The sequence below is a fragment of the Mycobacterium sp. 1274761.0 genome, from assembly GCF_001668615.1.
In the GTDB taxonomy this organism is placed as follows: Bacteria; Actinomycetota; Actinomycetes; order Mycobacteriales; family Mycobacteriaceae; genus Mycobacterium.
In genome coordinates, this window is the sequence record NZ_LZMC01000077.1 from 12,695 (window position 1) to 31,272 (window position 18,578).

At 66.7% G+C, this 18,578-nt stretch carries 16 protein-coding genes and 1 tRNA gene; 10 read left to right on the forward strand and 7 right to left on the reverse strand.

Annotated features, from left to right (window positions below; genetic code table 11):
• Nucleotides 1-15 precede the first annotated feature (15 nt).
• The gene (locus A5651_RS16670) at nt 16-1,164 is read left to right on the forward strand and encodes a serine hydrolase domain-containing protein (RefSeq protein ID WP_066983061.1); all 1,149 of its coding nucleotides are present in this window, start codon (nt 16-18) and stop codon (nt 1,162-1,164) included.
• Here A5651_RS16670 and A5651_RS16675 read toward each other — a convergent pair.
• The gene (locus A5651_RS16675; protein ID WP_231988720.1) at nt 1,161-1,580 is read right to left on the reverse strand and encodes a hypothetical protein; all 420 of its coding nucleotides are present in this window, start codon (nt 1,578-1,580) and stop codon (nt 1,161-1,163) included. The genes A5651_RS16670 and A5651_RS16675 overlap by 4 nt on opposite strands.
• An 82-nt stretch (nt 1,581-1,662) precedes the next feature.
• On the opposite strand from A5651_RS16675, the gene A5651_RS16680 reads away from it, so the two are divergent.
• Genes A5651_RS16680 through A5651_RS16700 form a run of 5 tightly spaced genes read left to right on the forward strand, consistent with a single transcriptional unit; the run spans nt 1,663 to nt 9,173 of the window.
• Nucleotides 1,663-5,589 carry a Pls/PosA family non-ribosomal peptide synthetase gene (locus A5651_RS16680; RefSeq protein ID WP_066983064.1) on the forward strand — a complete coding sequence of 1,309 codons (3,927 nt, stop codon included), beginning with the start codon at nt 1,663-1,665 and terminating at the stop codon, nt 5,587-5,589.
• Nucleotides 5,586-6,881: a M1 family metallopeptidase gene (locus A5651_RS16685; protein WP_066983067.1), complete on the forward strand. Its 1,296-nt coding sequence runs from the start codon at nt 5,586-5,588 to the stop codon at nt 6,879-6,881. The genes A5651_RS16680 and A5651_RS16685 overlap by 4 nt, the downstream gene beginning before the upstream one ends.
• On the forward strand, nt 6,848-8,122 hold the full coding sequence (locus A5651_RS16690) for a hypothetical protein (RefSeq protein WP_231988721.1): 1,275 nt from the start codon (nt 6,848-6,850) through the stop codon (nt 8,120-8,122). The genes A5651_RS16685 and A5651_RS16690 overlap by 34 nt, the downstream gene beginning before the upstream one ends.
• A 23-nt stretch (nt 8,123-8,145) precedes the next feature.
• Nucleotides 8,146-8,835, forward strand: a complete 690-nt coding sequence (locus A5651_RS16695; protein ID WP_066983073.1) for a glycosyltransferase family 2 protein — start codon at nt 8,146-8,148, stop codon at nt 8,833-8,835.
• Nucleotides 8,832-9,173: a DUF2304 domain-containing protein gene (locus A5651_RS16700; RefSeq protein ID WP_066983076.1), complete on the forward strand. Its 342-nt coding sequence runs from the start codon at nt 8,832-8,834 to the stop codon at nt 9,171-9,173. The genes A5651_RS16695 and A5651_RS16700 overlap by 4 nt, the downstream gene beginning before the upstream one ends.
• Before the next feature lie 141 nt (nt 9,174-9,314).
• On the opposite strand, the gene A5651_RS16705 is transcribed toward A5651_RS16700, so the two are convergent.
• Genes A5651_RS16705 through A5651_RS16715 form a run of 3 tightly spaced genes read right to left on the reverse strand, consistent with a single transcriptional unit; the run spans nt 9,315 to nt 11,588 of the window.
• Nucleotides 9,315-10,259, reverse strand: a complete 945-nt coding sequence (locus A5651_RS16705; protein WP_066983079.1) for a GDP-mannose 4,6-dehydratase — start codon at nt 10,257-10,259, stop codon at nt 9,315-9,317.
• 31 nt (nt 10,260-10,290) lie between these two features.
• On the reverse strand, nt 10,291-10,620 hold the full coding sequence (locus A5651_RS16710; RefSeq protein ID WP_066983082.1) for a hypothetical protein: 330 nt from the start codon (nt 10,618-10,620) through the stop codon (nt 10,291-10,293).
• Nucleotides 10,602-11,588, reverse strand: coding sequence for a hypothetical protein (locus A5651_RS16715; protein ID WP_066983085.1), 987 nt, complete (start codon nt 11,586-11,588; stop codon nt 10,602-10,604). Before A5651_RS16715 ends, A5651_RS16710 begins: the two co-directional genes overlap by 19 nt.
• A 13-nt stretch (nt 11,589-11,601) precedes the next feature.
• Between A5651_RS16715 and A5651_RS16720 the strand changes: the two genes are divergently transcribed.
• Nucleotides 11,602-12,252, forward strand: a complete 651-nt coding sequence (locus A5651_RS16720; RefSeq protein ID WP_156663000.1) for a hypothetical protein — start codon at nt 11,602-11,604, stop codon at nt 12,250-12,252.
• Nucleotides 12,253-13,054: 802 nt separating this feature from the next.
• Here A5651_RS16720 and A5651_RS25495 read toward each other — a convergent pair.
• Nucleotides 13,055-13,702: a hypothetical protein gene (locus A5651_RS25495; RefSeq protein WP_156663002.1), complete on the reverse strand. Its 648-nt coding sequence runs from the start codon at nt 13,700-13,702 to the stop codon at nt 13,055-13,057.
• Nucleotides 13,703-13,875: 173 nt separating this feature from the next.
• On the opposite strand from A5651_RS25495, the gene A5651_RS16725 reads away from it, so the two are divergent.
• A complete protein-coding gene (locus A5651_RS16725) occupies nt 13,876-15,666 on the forward strand; it encodes a hypothetical protein (protein WP_066983091.1) in 1,791 nt (596 codons plus the stop codon).
• 24 nt (nt 15,667-15,690) lie between these two features.
• On the forward strand, nt 15,691-16,077 hold the full coding sequence (locus tag A5651_RS16730) for a carboxymuconolactone decarboxylase family protein (protein ID WP_156663004.1): 387 nt from the start codon (nt 15,691-15,693) through the stop codon (nt 16,075-16,077).
• Here the strand turns inward: A5651_RS16730 and A5651_RS16735 are convergent.
• Both A5651_RS16735 and A5651_RS16740 read right to left on the reverse strand, forming a co-directional pair.
• A tRNA-Thr gene (locus A5651_RS16735) sits at nt 16,051-16,123 on the reverse strand. The genes A5651_RS16730 and A5651_RS16735 overlap by 27 nt on opposite strands.
• A 57-nt stretch (nt 16,124-16,180) precedes the next feature.
• On the reverse strand, nt 16,181-17,389 hold the full coding sequence (locus tag A5651_RS16740) for a DNA polymerase III subunit delta' (protein WP_066983094.1): 1,209 nt from the start codon (nt 17,387-17,389) through the stop codon (nt 16,181-16,183).
• Between the two features lie 93 nt (nt 17,390-17,482).
• Between A5651_RS16740 and A5651_RS16745 the strand changes: the two genes are divergently transcribed.
• On the forward strand, nt 17,483-18,578 hold a 1,096-nt coding region (locus tag A5651_RS16745; protein WP_156663007.1), incomplete at its 3' end, for a HAMP domain-containing protein.

An 18,578-nucleotide genomic window follows, 5' to 3' on the forward strand; every position in this document is an offset into this window, starting at 1 on the left:
CGTAGATTCCACCGCATGACTCCTCTCGTGCACGGACACTGCGACGTCGATTTCGAGAGGGTCGCCGAGGCGCTCGGCGAAGAACTCGCCAGCGGCGCAGAGGTGGGCGCCGCAATCGCGGTCGACATCGACGGCGAGTGCGTCGTCGACATCTGGGGCGGCCACCGCGACGCCGCCAAAACGGTGCCGTGGAGTGAAGACACCATCGTCAACGTCTGGTCGTCGACCAAGACGGTGACGAGCCTGGCCGCCCTGATGCTCGCCGACCGCGGGCTGCTGGATCTCGATGCGCCGGTCGCCCAGTACTGGCCCGAGTTCGCCGCCAACGGCAAGGACGAAGTACGAGTGCGTCACCTGCTGTCGCACACCTCCGGCGTGGCCGGGTGGCAGGAGCCGATGACCGTCGACGACCTCTTCGACTGGGATAAGGCCACGTCGTTGCTGGCCGCGCAGGCGCCGTGGTGGCCACCGGGCTCCGCATCGGGTTATCAGGCGCTCAACTTCGGCTTTCTGATCGGCGAGTTGGTGCGTCGCACAGCGGGCACGTCGTTGAAGGATTTCGTGCGCGACGAGATCGCGCGACCACTGGGGGCCGACTTTCAGATCGGCGCCACACCGGAGGACGCCGGCCGGATCGCGGACCTCATTCCGCCGCCGCCCTTCGACATCCCGTTCGATGCGCTTCCGCAAGGCAGCCCGATGCGCAAGACGCTGACTAATCCGGCGCCCGAAGCGACCATCGCCCACACCGCTGCCTGGCGCGAGGCGGACCTCGGTGCCGTCAACGGGCACGGCAACGCGCGCTCGCTGGCGCGGATGCTGTCGCCGGTTTCGTTGGGTGGCAAGGCAAATGGCATCGAGCTGTTGTCGCCCGCGATCATCGACCGGATCTTCGACGTGCAGTCGCATGGACCGGATCTGGTGTTGGCCGCTCCGCTCAAAATGGGTATCGGCTACGGCCTGGCCACACCCGAGGTTGTGCCGTTCGTGCCTGCCGAAGAGAGGGTCTGTTTCTGGGGCGGGTGGGGCGGCTCGGTGGTGTTGATGAACCCCGACCGAGGCGTCACGGCAACGTACGTCATGAACAGGATGGGCCAGGGCACTCTCGGTAACGAACGAACAGCGCGGTACGCCAGGCTGATTTACGAGTCGATGACCGGTTAGGCCGCGCCGGCCAGAGGGAGGCGGCGGGCAATGCGGTCCAGCGCCGCGTCGGCGAGCTTGCCCATGTCCTGTTGCGGTGATGCCGGAATGATCGTCACCCCGTCGGCCACCTCGGCCAAGAATATGTCGGCCACCAACCCGGCCAGCCCATCGATGGTGCCCGCATAGTGCAAGGTGCCGTCGTCGGTATCGGGCATCGCGTCGCGGGCGGAGCGGAAGTCGGCGGCGACCGCGACGGTGACGTCGAGGATCACCGCGACGTCATCGGTGATCCGCCGCCTGGCCCGTCTGGCCTGTTGCAGGTCAGGCGCCGTCAGCCGCACGGCCGTCGTGTCACCTGAGGTCAGCTCGCGCCAGTTGTCGCCAGTCGGGTCTGCCAAGAAAAGCCGCAGCCGTCGATCATGTGCACTCGTCACGCCGACACGCTACGGACATGGTCACGACGCGACAACGGTTGGGCTCAGCGAGAATCCAACACGCGCTTAGTACGTTGTAGGCGTGACTGGGGCTTTTGTGCCGGAGATACCTGCGCAGTACCTGCTGTCGCCGTACGCACCGGAGCCGCGGACGCTGATCGACATCCTCTACGACACCGCCACGCGGTATCCCGATGCGCCCGCCATCGACGACGGTTCCGTGCAGCTGACCTACAGCGAGCTGATCACCGACATCAAGGACAGCGTGGGATGGCTGGCGGCGCGCGGCATCGGCCGCGGCGACCGCATCGGCATCCGCATGCCGTCGGGCAGCTACGCCCTGTACGTGGCGATTCTGGCGACGCTGGCCACCGGCGCGGCATATGTGCCGGTGGACGCCGACGACCCAGACGAGCGCGCGGAGCTGGTGTTCGGGGAGGCCAACGTCGTTGGCGTGATCACCGAGCGCGGCCTCGTCCGCGGCGCCGGCTCGTCCCGCGGGTGGCGCGCCGCGTCGCCGCTGGGCCGCGACGATGCGTGGATCATCTTCACCTCCGGATCGACCGGAACGCCCAAAGGGGTGGCGGTCACGCATCGCAGCGCCGCGGCGTTCGTCGACGCCGAAGCGCAAATGTTCGTGCAGGACAATCCGATTGGGCCGGGTGACCGCGTACTCGCCGGGCTTTCGGTGGCGTTCGACGCGTCGTGCGAGGAGATGTGGCTGGCGTGGCGAAACGGCGCCTGCCTGGTCCCGGCGCCCCGCGCCCTGGTGCGTAGCGGCATGGATCTGGGGCCGTGGCTGGTGTCGAAGGACATCACGGTGGTATCGACGGTGCCCACGTTGGCCGCGCTGTGGCCGGCCGAAGCGTTAGAGGCGGTGCGGCTGCTGATCTTCGGCGGCGAGGCGTGTCCGCCCGAGCTCGCGTCGCGGCTAACCACGGGGCCCGACGCCGCGGGACGCGAGATCTGGAACACCTACGGGCCCACCGAGGCCACGGTCGTCGCGTGCGCGGCAAGGCTCGACGGCATCAAATCGGTCAGCATCGGGTTGCCGTTGCCGGGCTGGGACCTGGCCGTCGTCGACAAGGACGGCATGCCGGTGCAGATGGGCGGCACGGGCGAACTGGTGATCGGCGGGGTCGGTCTGGCCCGCTACCTGGACCCGGAGAAGGACGCTGAGAAGTACGCGCCGATGCCGACGCTGGGCTGGAACCGCGCGTACCGCAGCGGTGATCTGGTGCGCCTGGAACACGAGGGGCTGGTCTTCTGCGGTCGGGCCGACGACCAGGTCAAGGTGGGCGGCCGTCGCATCGAGCTGGGCGAAGTCGATGCCGCGCTGGTGAACTTGCCCGGTGTGAGCGGCGGTGCCGCGGCGGTTCGGAAAACCACCAGCGGCACTCCCCTGCTCGTCGGCTACATCTGCTGCCCGGACCCGTCGTTCGACCTGGCGGCCGCGCGGAGGGTGCTGGCCGAGTCGTTGCCAGCCGCGCTCGTGCCGCGGCTGGTGCGTGTCGACGAGCTGCCGACCCGCACATCCGGGAAGGTGGACCGCGACGCGTTGCCGTGGCCGTTGCCCGGCGAACCCGGCGACGAGGCGCCCGACCTCGGCGGCACCAAGGGCTGGCTCGCCGGATTGTGGCGCGACGTACTGGCCGCACCCCTCGACGGTCCCGAGGCCGACTTCTTCGCGCTCGGCGGTGGCTCGCTGTCGGCGGCGCAGCTGGTTGCCGCGCTCCGGCAGCGCTATCCGCAGGTCACCGTGGCTGACCTGTATGACCATCCGCGGTTGGGCTCACTGGCCGGCTTCCTCGACGAGCTCGGTGCGCCGCCACCGGCCGAGGAGCGCGTGGTGCGGCCAATGCCATTGACAGCGCAGGTCTTTCAAGTAGTGATGTCGCTGCCGCTGGCCACCTTGGCGGGGCTGCAGTGGGCGGTGTGGCTGGCGGTGCTCAACAATGTCGGCGCGGCGCTGAGCCCGGCGACGTGGCTTGTGCCCGTCGACTGGGGGTGGGTGCTGGCCGGGTTCCTCCTGTTCGTCACGCCGGTGGGTCGGATGAGCATCGCGGCGCTGTGCGCCAGGATGCTGATCGGCTTTCTGAAGCCGGGCACTTACCGCCGCGGCGGCGCGGAGCACATGCGGGTCTGGCTTGCCGAGCGTCTCGCCACCGCCAGCGGCGCGGAAAACCTGGCCGGGGCACCGTGGCTCGTGTATTACGCACGGGCGCTTGGGAACTCGGTCGGCAAGGGCGTCGATCTGCATTCAGCACCGCCGGTGACCGGCATGCTCACGTTGGGCCACCGCAGTTCGATCGAACCCGAAGTGGACCTGTCGGGGCACTGGATCGACGGTGACCACTTCCACGTCGGCACCATCACCATCGGCAACGACGCCACGATCGGCGCGCGCACGACGCTGCTGCCCGGTGCCGTCGTCGGCAAGAACGCCGATGTCGCACCGGGTTCCGGCGTGGCGGGCCGGGTGAAGAAGGGGCAGTATTGGAAGGGTTCGCCCGCGGTGAAGTCGGGCAAGGCCCGACATCCATGGCCGCAGGAGCGTCCCGGCCGGGCACCGTTGTGGGTTGCGGTGTACGGAGTGACATCAATGCTGCTGAGCGCGTTGCCCGTTGCCGCGCTCGCCTGCGGGCTGGCAGTCATCGGGTGGGGCGTGCGCGATGCATCCTCGCTGACCGATGCTCTGGTGCCCGCCGCGCTGTGGACGCCGGCGGCGACGGTAGTGGCACTGCTGGTGTACGCGGCGCTGACGGCGTTTGGCGTCCGATTGTTGTCGCTGTGGCTGCGGGAGGGCTATCACCCGGTCCGCAGCCGCGTGGGCTGGCAGATCTGGGCGACGGAACGGCTGATGGACGCCGCCCGCACGTATCTGTTTCCGGTGTACGCCAGCCTGCTGACGCCGATGTGGCTGCGTGTGCTTGGCGCGAAAGTCGGCCGCGGCACCGAGATCTCGACTGCGCTGCTGACGCCGAAGTTCACCGTCATCGAGGACAGCGCGTTCCTGGCCGACGACACGATGGTGGCGTCCTACGAACTCGGTGGCGGCTGGATCCACGTCGCCAAGGCGACGATCGGGAAACGGGCGTTCCTCGGCAACTCGGGCATCACCCAGCCCGGCCGCAAGGTTCCCGACGACGGCCTCGTCGCGGTGTTGTCGGCGGCGCCGCACAAGTCGAAGGCGGGTTCGTCGTGGTTGGGCAGCCCGCCGATGCGGTTGCGCCGCAAGCCGACCGCTGCCGACGCGTTGCGCACGTTCCATCCGCCCACCCGACTGAAGGTCATGCGCGGCTTCGTCGAGACGTGTCGGCTGGTGCCGTTGATCGTCACGTTCGCGATCGGTGTGGCCGTGCTCTTGGCGCTGCAGGCATTGGTCATCGAGTTCGGCTACCGGTGGACCGCACTGGGCAGCGGAGTGGTGCTGTTGGCAGCGGGTGGGGTGGCGGGCGCGGTAGCGGTGATTGCGAAATGGGTTGTAGTAGGCCGCATCCAGGCCGTCGAACACCCGTTGTGGTCGCCGTTCGTCTGGCGCAACGAGGTCGCCGACACCTTCGTCGAGACGGTCGCTGCGCCGTGGTTCGCTCGGGCCGCCACCGGTACGCCGGTGATGAACCTGTGGCTGCGAGCACTCGGCGCGAAGATCGGCCGCGGCGTCTGGTGCGAATCCTATTGGCTGCCCGAGGCGGATCTGGTCACGCTGGGTGACGGCGCCACCGTCAACCGCGGATGCGTGGTGCAGACGCACCTGTTCCACGACCGGGTGATGCGGATGGACACCGTCGTCCTGGAAGAGGGGTCGACGCTAGGACCCCACTGCGTGGCGCTGCCCGCGGCACGACTGGGCGCCGGGTCGACCGTCGGCCCCGCCTCGTTGGTGATGCGCGGTGATGAGGTGCCGCCGTCGACGCGCTGGCAGGGCAACCCGATCGCGCCGTGGAACCTGTTCCGCAAGAAGCGCAATGACCCGGCCGACGAGGCGCCCGAGGAAACGGCCGCGTGATCATCGACCCGTATCTGCCGCACACCGGCAATTTCGGCTACCGGGTGTCGCGTTACGAACTCGATCTGGAATACAAAGTGGCGGCCAACCGGCTGACCGGGGTGGCGACGATCACCGCCGCCACGCTGGCCGAGTTACGCACCTTCACGCTCGACCTGTCCGATGCGCTGTCGGTGACGAAGGTGTCGGTGAACGGGCAACGGCCCGCCGGGTACAGCTGTTCGGACGGCAAATTGCACATCGCGCTGCCGTCGACGCTGCCCGCCGGCGCGGCTATGACGATCCGCATCCGCTACGGCGGCAACCCGCGTCCCGCCCAGACGCTATGGGGTGACGTCGGTTTCGAGGAGCTCAGCGAGGGGGCTCTGGTCGCCGGGCAACCTAATGGTGCGGCCACGTGGTTTCCCTGCGACGACCATCCGAGCTCGAAGGCCAGTTACCGGATCCAGATCAGCACCGAGAACCCGTACCGCGCGGTCGCCAATGGCGAGTTGGTATCTCAGCGCACACGCGCGGCGATGACGACGTGGACATACGAGTTGGCGGAGCCGACATCGACATATCTGATCACGCTGCAGATCGGCATGTACGACGTGCACCGGCTGCACAAGTCGCCGGTGCACATGCAGGCCGCACTGCCGGCCCGGCTGAAGCGCAACTTCGACCACGACTTCGGCAGACAGCCGCAGATGATGAAGCTGTTCGTCAAGCGGTTCGGCCAGTATCCACTGTCGAGCGGCTACACCGTCGTCGTCACCGACGACGAGCTGGAAATACCGCTTGAGGCGCAGGGCATTTCGATCTTCGGCGCCAACCATTGCAATGGCAGCCGCCGGTCGGAGCGATTGATCGCCCACGAATTGGCCCACCAGTGGTTCGGCAACTCGGTGACGGCCAGGCGGTGGCGCGACATCTGGCTGCATGAGGGGTTCGCGTGCTACGCCGAATGGCTGTGGTCGGAGGAGGCCGGTGGCCGCAGCGCCGACGAATGGGCACGCCACTACCATCGGCGCCTCGTCGACTCGCCGAAGGATCTGCTGCTGTCCGATCCCGGTCCGCGCGACATGTTCGACGACAAGGTGTACAAGCGGGGGGCGTTGACCCTGCATGCGTTGCGCGGTGTCATCGGCGACGACAACTTCTTTGCGTTGCTTCGTGATTGGACGGCGCGGCATCGCCATTCGACCGCGGTGACAGACGACTTCACCGGTCTGGCGGCGAACTACGCCGATGTTTCGCTGCGACCGCTGTGGGACGGCTGGCTGTATTCCAAGGACGTGCCACCGCTGTGACCGACGCGGCCACCCCCACCGGCCCGGTCGCTCGCGGCAGCGTCGCACGGGTCGGCATCGCAACCGTGCTGACAGCGGTGTGCGGGTACGCGGTGCTCTACCTCGCGGCGCGCGATCTCGAACCGGCCGGGTTCTCGGTGTTCAGCGTTTTCTGGGGTGCGTTCGGGTTGGTCACCGGCGCGGCCAACGGCCTGCTGCAGGAGGCGACCCGCGAGGTGCGGGCGGTCGGTTACGTCGACGTGCTAGCGGGGCCACGCACCCGCCCGATGCGGGTGGCGGCGATGGTCGGTGTGGTCGCAGCGCTGGTGATCGCGGCGAGTTCGCCGCTGTGGTCAGGCCACGTGTTTGCGGAGTCGCGGTGGCTGAGCGTCGCGCTGTTGAGCGTCGGCCTTGCGGGGTTCTGTCTGCACGCGACGCTGCTGGGAATGTTGGCCGGAGTCGGGCGGTGGACGCAGTACGGGACGCTGATGGTGACCGATGCCGGAATCCGGATGACGGTCGCTGTGGCGACGTTCGTCGTCAGCTGGGGACTGGTCGGTTACCTGTGGGCGACGGTGGCTGGAGCGGTGGCGTGGCTGCTGCTGCTGATCTTTTCGCCGGCCACGCGTGCGGCGGCCGCGCTGATGACGCCCGGTAGCACGTCGACCTTCCTGCGCGGCGCGGCGCATTCGATCGCCGCGGCCGGTGCCAGCGCGATTCTCGTGATGGGCTTTCCGGTGCTGCTGAAGGCGACCTCTGGTGACCTCGGAGCGGCGGGCGGTGTGGTGATCCTCGCGGTCACGTTGACGCGAGCGCCGCTGCTGGTGCCGTTGACCGCGATGCAGGGCAATCTCATCGCACATTTCGTCGACGAACGCACGGACCGGCTGCGCGCGCTGGTGGCACCCGCTTCGGTGGTTGCGGCGTTAGGCGCGGTGGGGGTGGCGGCCGCCGGCTTGTTCGGGCCCTGGCTGCTGCGGGTCGCGTTCGGTCCGCAGTACCGCGCGGGCGGCGAGCTGCTGGCGTGGCTGACCGCGGCGGCGATCGTGATGGCGCTGCTGACGTTGACCGGTGCGGCGGCGGTGGCAGCCGCGCTGCACCGCGCATACGCGGTCGGGTGGATCGGTGCGACGGTGGCGTCGATGCTGTTGCTGTTGCTGCCCGTCGGTTTGGAGACCAGGACGGTGATTGCGCTGCTGTGCGGGCCGTTGGTGGGAATTGCGGTGCACCTGGTAGCGCTTGCCCGAGGATCAGCACGCTGAGCGTGTATTTTGGGGCCATCGACATGCGCTACCGAGATGTTTGGATCGTCGTACCCGCCTATAACGAGGCGAGCGTCATCGGCGACGTGATCACCGACATTCGCTCGGTTTTCGACCACGTCGTCTGCGTAGACGACGGCAGCAAGGACGACACGGCAGACCGTGCGTTTCGCGCGGGCGCTCATGTGATCTCGCATCCGGTGAATCTGGGCCAGGGGGCCGCGATTCAGACCGGCATCGAGTACGCGCGCAGTCAGCCGGGCGCGCAGGTGTTCGCCACCTTCGACGCGGATGGGCAGCATCGGTTGAAGGACGTCGTCGCGATGATCGATCGGCTGACCGCCGAGGACGTCGACATGGTGGTCGGCACGCGGTTCGCCGACACGTCGGCGAGCAAGCCGCCGCTGCTGAAGCGGATCATTCTGCGCGCGGCGGCGTTGTTGAGCCCGAGCAGCCGGGTGTTGGGGCTGACCGATGCGCACAACGGGCTGCGGGTCTTCAACAAGAAGGTCGCCGACGGGCTCAACCTCACGATGAGCGGAATGAGCCATGCCAGTGAATTCATCGCGCTTGCGGTCGAAAACCATTGGCGGGTGGCCGAACAGCCCGTCGAGATTCTCTACACCGACTATTCGAAGTCCAAAGGCCAGCCGTTGCTCAACGGTGTGAACATTGTGTTCGACGGGCTGCTGCGAGGAAGGTTGTCGCGATGAATTGGATTCAGGCCTTGCTGATCCTGTCGATTGTGACGCTGTTGGTGTACCTGCTGCGGTCGCGGACGAGCGCGCGGACGAAGGCGTGGGTGAAGGTTGGCGGTGTGCTGTTCGTCATTGCGGCGATCTATGCGATTCTGCGGCCCAACGACACCACCGTCGTCGCGAATTGGCTTGGGGTGGATCGCGGTGCCGACCTGATCGGTTACACGCTGATCATCGCGTTCGTGTTCACGACGCTCAGCACCTATATGCGGTTCAAGGACCTGGAGCTACGCTACGCCCGGCTGGCCAGGGCCGTCGCCCTGCAGGGAGTGCGCGTCCCCGACGCGGACTAGGCGTCGCGGATGGATCTCCGCGGAATGAAGATGCACACAATGTCACGCTGAGAGCGCCGTCGCGCATATATAGGCGTCGCGACGCTCTCAGGCTGACGTTATGACCGACGCTGCCTGTCCCGGCTAGTGTTACGAGCGGGGCTAAGCGTCGCGCTCGTCGCGGAAAAACGCAACCGTCTTGGCGATACCGTCGTCGAGTTTGACCTTAGGCGTCCACCCAAGGATCCGTTCGGCCCGGCTGATGTCGAGGCACGAACGGCGAAGGTCACCGAGCCTCGGCGGGTGAAACTCGGGTTCGTCGGGAGTGTCGGCGGCGGCTGCGATCGCCGAATGTAGTTGTCGTGTCGACGTTTCCACACCGGTGCCAATGTTGAAGCGTTGACCGCCGCCCTGGTCACCGGCGGCCCGAACGAAGGCGTCGACAACGTCGTCGACGAAGACGTAGTCGCGGGTGTCGGTGCCGTCGCCGAAGATTTTCGTCGGTTTTCCGGCAAGAAGCGCGCGCGAAAAAATAGCGACCACGCCGGCCTCCCCGTGCGGATCCTGGCGTGGTCCATAGACATTCGCGGGCGCAATGTGGGAGCACTCGAGGCCATAAAGGTTGCGGAAGGTGTTCAGGTAGACCTCGCCGGCCACCTTGCTCGCCGCGTACGGCGAGGCGGGATTACTTGGCGCGTCCTCATTCGTCGGAAAACTCGGCGGAGTGCCGTACACCGATCCGCCCGACGACGTGTGCACGATCTTGCGCACCTCGGCGCGACGCGCGGCCTCCGCGAGCCGCACGGTGCCCACAACGTTCACGGCGGCGTCGAACGGCGGATCCACCACCGAGTGGCTTACCGAGATCTGTGCGGCGAGATGGAAAATCACCTCGGGCCGGATATCCGACAGCAGACCGTTGAGGTCCGCGTCGACGATGTCTGCCTTGACGAATTCGAAGTTCGACGAGCGGTCGGCCAGGCCGAGATTGATGCTATTTCCCGAGCTGAGGTCGTCGAGACCAACGACGGTGTGCCCGTCTGCGAGAAGGCGATCAACCAGCGTAGACCCGATGAATCCGGCTGCCCCCGTCACCAGTGTGCGCATCGGCCCACCATACCGACGGCTGAAGTGTGCTCTAGACCTCAGTGATGTAGGTGTCGGGGATGTCGGCCTGCAGTTCGTTGACCGTCGTGGTGTTTTCGTCTTCTTGGGTCCGCATGGCGGCGATGGCCTGGGTTGACGCGGCGCTGTGTTCGGTGCCGCGGATGGCGAGAGCTTCGGAGGAAGCGGTGGCCTTCTCTGCGGCGGCCGCGGCCACCGCGTTGAGCGCTTGGTCAATTGGGGTTGCCGACGGCGTCACCGGTGGAACCGGTCCGGGCACGGAGACTTCGGCCATGGTCGCGGCGATTTTGTTGACGTGAGCGAGCGTCTCTTCGGGATTGAGCTTTATGCTCTTACTGGCCACAGCTGCTCCTCCTTCGCGACCTGCGCAGTGGCATAAACGATATCGGCATAGTCGGGGTTGTCGCCACGCCACAGCGAGAGCGCCTCGACGGCGCGGTCCAGGTTGTGGTGCGCGCGGTAGAGCAGGGTCGTGTTCGGGTCCCCCGACGGCTCGACCTCGATGAAGCCTGGGCGCATGAAAAGCGACTTGCCGTAGAGCCGGACCTCGGCGAGCGCGGCCCACTGGTCCTCGGAAATCGGTGAGCCGGCGGCGAGGGCGCCGAGGATCTGCCGGATGACGGGGGCCACTTCGATGTGGAGGGGTTCGGCGCCGGCGAGGGCGGTCGCGACGGCACCGGCGGTGGCGTCCCAGGCCAACGACTGGCGTTCCGTCGGGGGCACCGTGGCCTCAGTGAGTTGTTCGTAAGTTTGTGGGGAAACGACGGCGAGGCGATGCAGCCGGGATTCGTCGAGTTCCGGTGCGGGCGTCGCGGGGTCGATCGGCGAGCGGGTGGAGTCGCAATCCTGGTAGTGCGGGACGCCGGCGCGGCGGGCCGGCAGCACGGACGAGCCGCCGGGATCGGTGGTCGCTGCGACGGCGTAGAGCTCGACATTGGGATCGAGGACGGCGCGTTCGGCGGCGTAGGCGACCATGGTGGCGGTCGGGTTGACCCAGCCGAAATACTTGGCTTGGAAACCGGGGCTGAGTTCGGGATCGGCGAAAAGCACTCGGGCAGAACGGGGTACGTAAACGCCGGGCGGGATGTAGCTGGCGCCGTCGTTGCTGACGATGACGGTCTCGATGCCGGTGGCGACCTTGAAAATGCCGACGCCCCAATGCAGGCCGGGGTACCTGCGTGAGGCGTGCAGCAGTTGGTAGGCCTGTGCGATGGCATCGTCGAGGTGCTGGTCTTTGGTTTCGGAGCTGACGATCGCCGCGCCGGTGCCGGTGGCGGCGAGGCCGGATGATGCGAGAACACTCGGCGGCACGCCGCTGGACGAGATGCCTGACGCTGCGGCGGCGCCAGGAGGAAGGGAAGCGCCACCGCCGGATCCACTGGCGGACACGGTGGGCGTGGACGGGGGAGGCGCGGTCGGCGGTCCGCCGCGGGGCAAGTCGGAGCCAAAGGACGCGAGGTTTCCGGGCGGTGGCGTGCCGGCGATGAGCGGCGCGGGGGTGCCCTGGGCCGGGGCGGCGGCCGGCGGAGGGGCTGAGTGGCTGACGACGGGCGTGGTCTGCGCGGCGGGCGGCGGAGCAGTAGCTGAAGCGGGGGTGACGTTGGCAGCCGCGGGCGGTGCGGTCGGAGTTTGGGGTGAGGTCGGAACCGACGGGGGCAGCGGCGGCCCGCCAGAGGCGAGGCCCTTCGCAAAGCCTTGGGACAGATCGTTGGCGGCGGTTGTGGGCGTCGGCACGCCGGCTGGTGAGGTTGGCGCCGAAGGCATGCTCGGGGTGCTCGGCATGCTGGGGGTGCTCGGCACGCCTGCCGTACTCGGCATGGAGGGCATCGACGGCGGCTTCATCCCACCGCTCGACAGGGGGGACGGAGTGCTCATCGGCGGCACGATGGGGGTACTGGGAGCCTGCTGCGGTACGGGTGCAGGCCCAGTTGCGTCGATGGGCGCATTGTTTGCATCCATCCGTACGGGACGTTGATCCGGTAAGTGCCCCGGAGGGGCCTCCTTTGGATCATGGACGACTGGTTGAGAATGATCGTCACGAATCGGACTATCGGGCTGAGGTGCATTCGGCACGTTTTGCGTCGGGTTCTTTAGTGGATTGTTGACGTCGTCACGGATCGGCCGCTGAGGAACTGGTCCGGGAGTCTGCTGGGGAACCTGGTCGTAACCTGCAAGGACGACGGCCCCCTGGCCGTCAGGACGATTAGGCTCTGCCTGCGCGGGCGCGCTGTCCTTCGCGTTGATCTTAGGCCCAGTTGCGGACCCAAGTCGGATACCCTGCACGGCGATATTGGCCGCCGTGGCTGCTGAAACGGCAATTGCTGCTGTTTTGGCCCTCGTCAGAATCGCCCAGATCATCGCGAGTAGCGCCCAGCTGCTAAAAACTCCCTCCTTCCCGATCTGAATGACCTTGTCAATCTCCTCATGCGCCTCTCGATCGATGGCGTCCATTTCGAGGCGCGCATCTTTAACGAGATCGGCACACTTGTCGACGGATTCAGCTATCAACGCGAACATATCCGACTGTGCCTCAACAGCTTTGCTGTCAACTTGGTAGGCGATGTGCATCGATTCGATCAACGCGCCGTCGTTGTTAGAGAGGATCGCACTGGCAGAAGCACTTATGTCTCGCGCGCCCGCCCCAGAGGCCTGCGCAAATTTGCGTTGTCCATCTGCGGCTCCCTTCCATGGGCCAGGGGAAGTTTCAGGCCACACGCCACCGAGTATGAAGTCGGAGAATTTACGGTTGGGCTCAACCTCGCCATCCGCAGCAACCGCTACCACCGGATCCCCACCTTGAAGCAGGTGCCGAGGGGGCCTCCGTAGTCGACAATGGCTGACTCGTATGTCGCGTCATCAAATGAATCGGGACCGCGCTCTGGATACATGTTTTCGCTGTAAAGCAACATGCCGTCGATATACCGCTGCAGTGTGCGAGTCAAATACCGCGGAGGTTGGGCGTGCTCATTTACCAGCGGCTGAATCCGGTTGGCCCAATCCAGCGTTTCAGCTTTGTATTGTGGAATCGCCCCTAACCGCTCGGGAGATGCTGCATCACCCTTGTTCTGGAAGTTCCGAGTTCGGTCGCTTTGCTCTCTCATTAATGGAGCGATGACCTCACAAAGTGCCTTATCAGATGCGCGATCGAACAGTTCTTCAGGCGCAGCTTTCGGAACTTCTGGCAGGCGAGGCTGTTCAGGTTCGCGGGTTAACCCGATTATTGACAACACCAACGCCGCGACTCCTAGCAGCAACGCGAGAATTACTCCGCTTGCCAGCAAGCCGGTTCGGCGCCGCCCCTGCGGAGCGCCTGGACCCAAATTCGCCGCTGGTTGCGGCACATAACCCGGTCCGCTTGCCGCCAGGGGGCCAACTCCCGGCGGCGGGCTGCCATAGTTATGCGAATACGGCGAGCTTCCGTCCATTCCCCCAGCTTAAGCGCTTGTTGGCCGACAAACCCGCGTCAGTTGAGATGTCCAAGCTCACCGTAACCCGGTCCTTCGCCGATCCGAGGACCAGTCCCGTCAACGCAGCCTAACGGCCTCCAACACCGCGACCCGTACAGTCGAAGGGTCCCGCCGACCAGCAGAAAGGACGTATGGCAGTCCGGCTGACCCGCACCAACTGGGTTGCGTCGACCGCCATCGCCCTGATCGCGGTCCAACTCGTCATCCGGGCGGTCCTGGCGTTCAAGGGATATTTCTATTGGGACGACCTCATCCTCGTCGGCCGCGCCGGGACCCAGAACATCTTCTCGCCGGCCTACCTCTTCGACGACCACGACGGCCACGTCATGCCCGCCGCCTTCCTCGTCGCCGGCATCATCACCCACCTCGCCCCGCTCAACTGGGCCGGCCCGGCCATCAGCCTCGTCGTCCTGCAACTCCTCGCATCACTGGCACTTCTGCGGGCGCTGCACGTCATCCTGGGCTGGCGCCCCGTCCTGCTCATCCCGCTCACTTTCGCACTGTTCACCCCGCTCGGAATCCCTGGATTCGCTTGGTGGGCAGCCGCATTGAACTCGCTGCCGATGCTCACCGCCCTCGCCTGGGTATGCGCCGACGCCATCCTTCTCGTCCGCACCGGAAACCAGCGCTACACCGTCACCGCGCTCCTCGTCTTCTTCGGCGGCCTCCTCTTCTTCGAAAAGGCCGCCGTCATACCGTTCGTCGCCTTCACCATCACCGCGCTCCTTTCACACGTCACCGGTGAGGGCTCCGCACTGCGAATTGTCTGGCGCAAAGGCGTCAACCTCTGGGTCGGATCGCTCACACTGACCGCCGCCTGGATCGTGCTCTACCTCGTCGTCGTCGACCAGGAACGCTGGAGCCGCGACCTGCCCATGACGCGAGATCTCCTCAGTCGCTCCATCACTCACGGAATCGTGCCCGGCCTCGCCGGCGGCCCATGGGACTGGCAGCGCTGGGCACCCGCCTCCCCGTGGGCCACACCCCCCGTCACGGTCATGATCCTGGGCTGGCTCGCGCTCGCCGCCGTCGTAGCGATCTCGTTCCTCCGCAAGCAGCGCATCGGCCTGCTGTGGCTCGCCGCCGTGGGATACGCGATCGTCTGCCAGATCCCAATTTATCTCATGCGGTCATCCAAGTTCACCGCTTTGGAACTCGCGCAGACCCTGCGCTACTTCCCTGACCTCGTCGTCGTGCTCGCTCTACTTGCCGCCGTCGGAATCTGCGCGCGCAACCGCGTACAAACCCGATGGCTCGACGCGTCCCCCATTCGCACGGCCGTAATCGTCACTGCCACAGCCTCGTTCCTCGCCAGCTGTCTTTACTCCACCGCGACCTTCACGACCATCTGGCAAGACAACCCCGCCCAGACCTACCTCCAGAATGCCCGGGCCGGCCTCGCCAAGGCGCATCGCACCTCCAACGCGCCCATGCTGGACCAGGAAGTCGATCCGTTCGTGCTGCAACGCGTCGCCGCCCCCGAGAACCTGGCCCGCCACATGTTCGCGTTACTACGCGATCGCCCTGAATTCGACAGCACCACAACACAACTGCGCATGCTCGACAACCGTGGTCGTCTGGTCGACGCCAAGGTCACCTGGGTCCGCACAATCGTCAGAGGACCAGACCCCACATGCGGCTACCTCGTCCAACCCGACTTTCCGGTGCGCATGCCACTGGACGGGCCGCTACTGCCTGCCGACTGGACCGCGGAAATCAACTACCTCGCCAACAGCGAGGGCTCGATGATGCTGTCGCTCAGTGAGGGTTCGGAGACGAAAGTGCCCGTCCATCCCGGCCTCAACCGGGTTTTTGTCCGACTGCCCGGCGCCGGCGACGCCATCAACGTGCGCGCCAACACCGCCGCGTTGTCGGTCTGCATCGCGGCTGGGCCCCTCGGGTACGTCGCGCCGGCCCAGTAAAGACCGCCATGCAAGGGTGGATCCATGACTGATGTGCGCGAAACAGGAACCAAGATTCTCCGCGAGTTGCTGCCGGGCTTCATTCCCGAGGGCGAAATCCCTCGCGCCGGATTCGCCGACGAGCTCCTCGAGATCGGCGTCGATAACGTCTTCGGTCGCCTGTGGGGACGCGAAGGCCTCAGCCGTCGCGACCGCAGCCTCGTCACACTGGGCATCCTCATCGCGCTGCGGGCCACCGACGAATTGACCTTCCACCTCCAGATCGCCCGCACCAACGGCCTGACCGACTACGAGATCGCGGAGGTCATCTACCACTCCAGCGGCTACGCCGGGTTCCCCGCCGCCGCGACCGCCAACAAGCTGGCCGGCGAAGTACTTGGACAGAGCCACCTAGGAGAATCGAACTCCTGACCTGCTCATTACGAGTGAGCCGCTCTGCCGACTGAGCTAAGGTGGCGCGCTCGGCGCTAGCCGGGCGGCACGAGTCTACGGCAGGGCGCTGCGACCACCCAAGTCAGTTGCGCAGCGCCCGGCCCACCGTCGCGACCATCGCGTCGACCGCGAACTTCGGCTTCACGTTGACCGCGAGCGCCTCACGGCACTCCAACACCGCCTCGATACACCGCAACAGACGATCGGGCGGTACGACGGCCGCCATGGTCGCCACCTTGTCGGCCATGTCCGGATGGTTGGGCGCAATGTCGCCGGCCTGCGCCGACACCAGCAGCGCGTCGCGGAAATAGGTCGCGAGGTCGATCAGCGCGCGATCCAGCGCGTCGCGAGACGCCCGCGTCTGCCGCGATTTCTGCCTGCGCTCAAGGTCTTTCATCGCACCCGTTGCGCCCCGCAGCGCGCCCGCGGTGCCCTTGCCGGTACCGCCGGCACCCAGCGCCGTGCGCAGCTCTTCGGTCTCGGCGTCGTTGCGGTCGGCGGTCAGCGCCAGAGCCTCCGCCTCAGCGGTGACGACCAGTTCCTCGGCCGCGCCATAGGCCCGCGACGGTGTCGCCGCATCGCGTGCCAGCCCCAGCGCCCGCTCCCGCCGCCGCCGCGCCTTCTCGTCGGTGGCCAGCCGCCGCGCGCGCCCAACATGTCCTCCGCTGACCGACGCCGCCCAGTGCGCATCTTCTGCAGGCAGCCCGTCGGAGTCGATCAGCACCTGCGCGATGGCGTCCACCTGCGGTGTCACCAGCGCCACATGCCGGCAGCGCGAGCGCAGCGTGATCGCGATGTCCTCCGGATCGACCGACGGCGCACACAGCAGAAACACCGTCGACGGGGGCGGCTCCTCGACCACCTTGAGCAGCGCGTTCGCCGCGCCCTCGGTCAGCCGGTCGGCATCCTCGATGAGCACGACCTGCCACCGCCCGGCGCCCGGCCGCCGCGAGGCGATCTGCACGATGCTGCGCATCTCGGAAACACCGATCGACAATCCCTCTGGGATGATCCTGCGCACGTCGGCATGGGTTCCTGCCATCGTCGTGGTGCAGGCACGGCACTGCCCGCAACCCGGCACGCCGTCGGACTCGCACTGCAACGCCGCCGCGAAACACAGTGCCGCCACCGAACGACCGGACCCAGGTGGACCTGTGATCAGCCAGGCATGTGTCATGGTCCCTGTGGCGTTGGCATCGTGAGCGGGATCACGGCGTGCAGCCTGCGCCGCGGCCACGAGCTCGGCCTCAACGGCGCTTTGGCCCACCAGACGTGAAAAGACTCCGGCCATCAGAGGTAACAGTAGTGCTGCGAACCGACACAAACCGACACGTCCGTCCCAGAGCACCCTGTGGAGCCTCACCGGCCCGATACGGTTAGCGATGTGACCACCACGGCCGAACCGATCGGGCGAATCAAGGCATTCGTCCGCTGGGTGGCGCGTACGCCCTGGCCGGTGTTCACCCTGGGCATGGTGCAGTCCGACATCATCGGCGCGCTGTTCGTGCTGGGCTTTCTCCGGTTCGGCCTGCCTCCTGAGGATCGCATCCAGCTACAGGATCTACCCGCTTTCAACCTCGCCATCTTCCTCGGCTTCTTGTTCCTGTCGTTCGTGGTGGGCGCATTCGTCAGCCTGCGATTGCTGATCCCGGTTATGCGCTGGCAGCGACGCGACAGCCTGCTCGTCGACGCCGAGCCGGCCGCCACCGAACTGGCCCGCACCCGCGCGCTGAAGATGCCGTTCTACCGCTCGCTGATCAGCGTCACCAACTGGTGTCTGGGCTCCATCGTGTTCATCGTGGCCAGCTGGCCCGTCGCCAGCCACGCCGCGCCCGTCGTAGCGGTGGCGACCGCGTTGGGTGCGACCGCGACCGCGATCATCGGCTACCTGCAATCCGAACGTGTGCTGCGCCCGGTCGCCGTCGCCGCGCTGCGCAGCGGCGTGCCGGAGAACTACCGGGCCGCCGGGGTGATCCTGCGTCAGGTGCTGACGTGGACGCTGTCGACCGGTGTGCCGGTGCTGGCGATCGTGCTGGCGCTGGTGGCCAGCAAGTACCAGATCCTGACCGCCTCCGCCGACCGACTGACCACGCCGATCCTGATCATGGCTATCGCCGCGCTGCTGGTCGGCCTGGCCGGCACAGTATTGGTCGCCATGGCCATCGCCGACCCGCTGCGCCAATTGCGTTGGGCGCTGGGCGAAGTCCAGCGCGGTAACTACAACGCCCACATGCAGATCTACGACGCCAGCGAACTGGGCTTGCTCCAAGCCGGATTCAACGACATGGTGCGCGACCTCGCCGAACGGCAAAGGCTGCGCGACCTTTTCGGTCGCTACGTCGGTGAGGACGTCGCCCGACGCGCGCTGGAACGCGGCACCGAACTCGGCGGCCAGGAACGCGACGTGGCGGTTGACGGTGTCGACGACGACACGGAAGAAGTCGTTGAGAAGGTTCACGACGTCGGCCGCGGGCCGGGTC

Excerpts from the sequence above, each read along its gene's own strand:
- A5651_RS16670 (WP_066983061.1), top strand. The coding sequence starts at position 16 with ATGACTCCTCTCGTGCACGGACACTGCGACGTCGATTTCGAGAGGGTC.
- A5651_RS16695 (WP_066983073.1), top strand. The coding sequence starts at position 8,146 with ATGCGCTACCGAGATGTTTGGATCGTCGTACCCGCCTATAACGAGGCG.
- A5651_RS16700 (WP_066983076.1), top strand. The coding sequence starts at position 8,832 with ATGAATTGGATTCAGGCCTTGCTGATCCTGTCGATTGTGACGCTGTTG.
- A5651_RS16705 (WP_066983079.1), bottom strand. The coding sequence starts at position 10,259 with ATGCGCACACTGGTGACGGGGGCAGCCGGATTCATCGGGTCTACGCTG.
- A5651_RS16720 (WP_156663000.1), top strand. The coding sequence starts at position 11,602 with ATGCCTGACGCTGCGGCGGCGCCAGGAGGAAGGGAAGCGCCACCGCCG.
- A5651_RS25495 (WP_156663002.1), bottom strand. The coding sequence starts at position 13,702 with ATGGACGGAAGCTCGCCGTATTCGCATAACTATGGCAGCCCGCCGCCG.
- A5651_RS16725 (WP_066983091.1), top strand. The coding sequence starts at position 13,876 with ATGGCAGTCCGGCTGACCCGCACCAACTGGGTTGCGTCGACCGCCATC.
- A5651_RS16730 (WP_156663004.1), top strand. The coding sequence starts at position 15,691 with ATGACTGATGTGCGCGAAACAGGAACCAAGATTCTCCGCGAGTTGCTG.
- A5651_RS16740 (WP_066983094.1), bottom strand. The coding sequence starts at position 17,389 with ATGGCCGGAGTCTTTTCACGTCTGGTGGGCCAAAGCGCCGTTGAGGCC.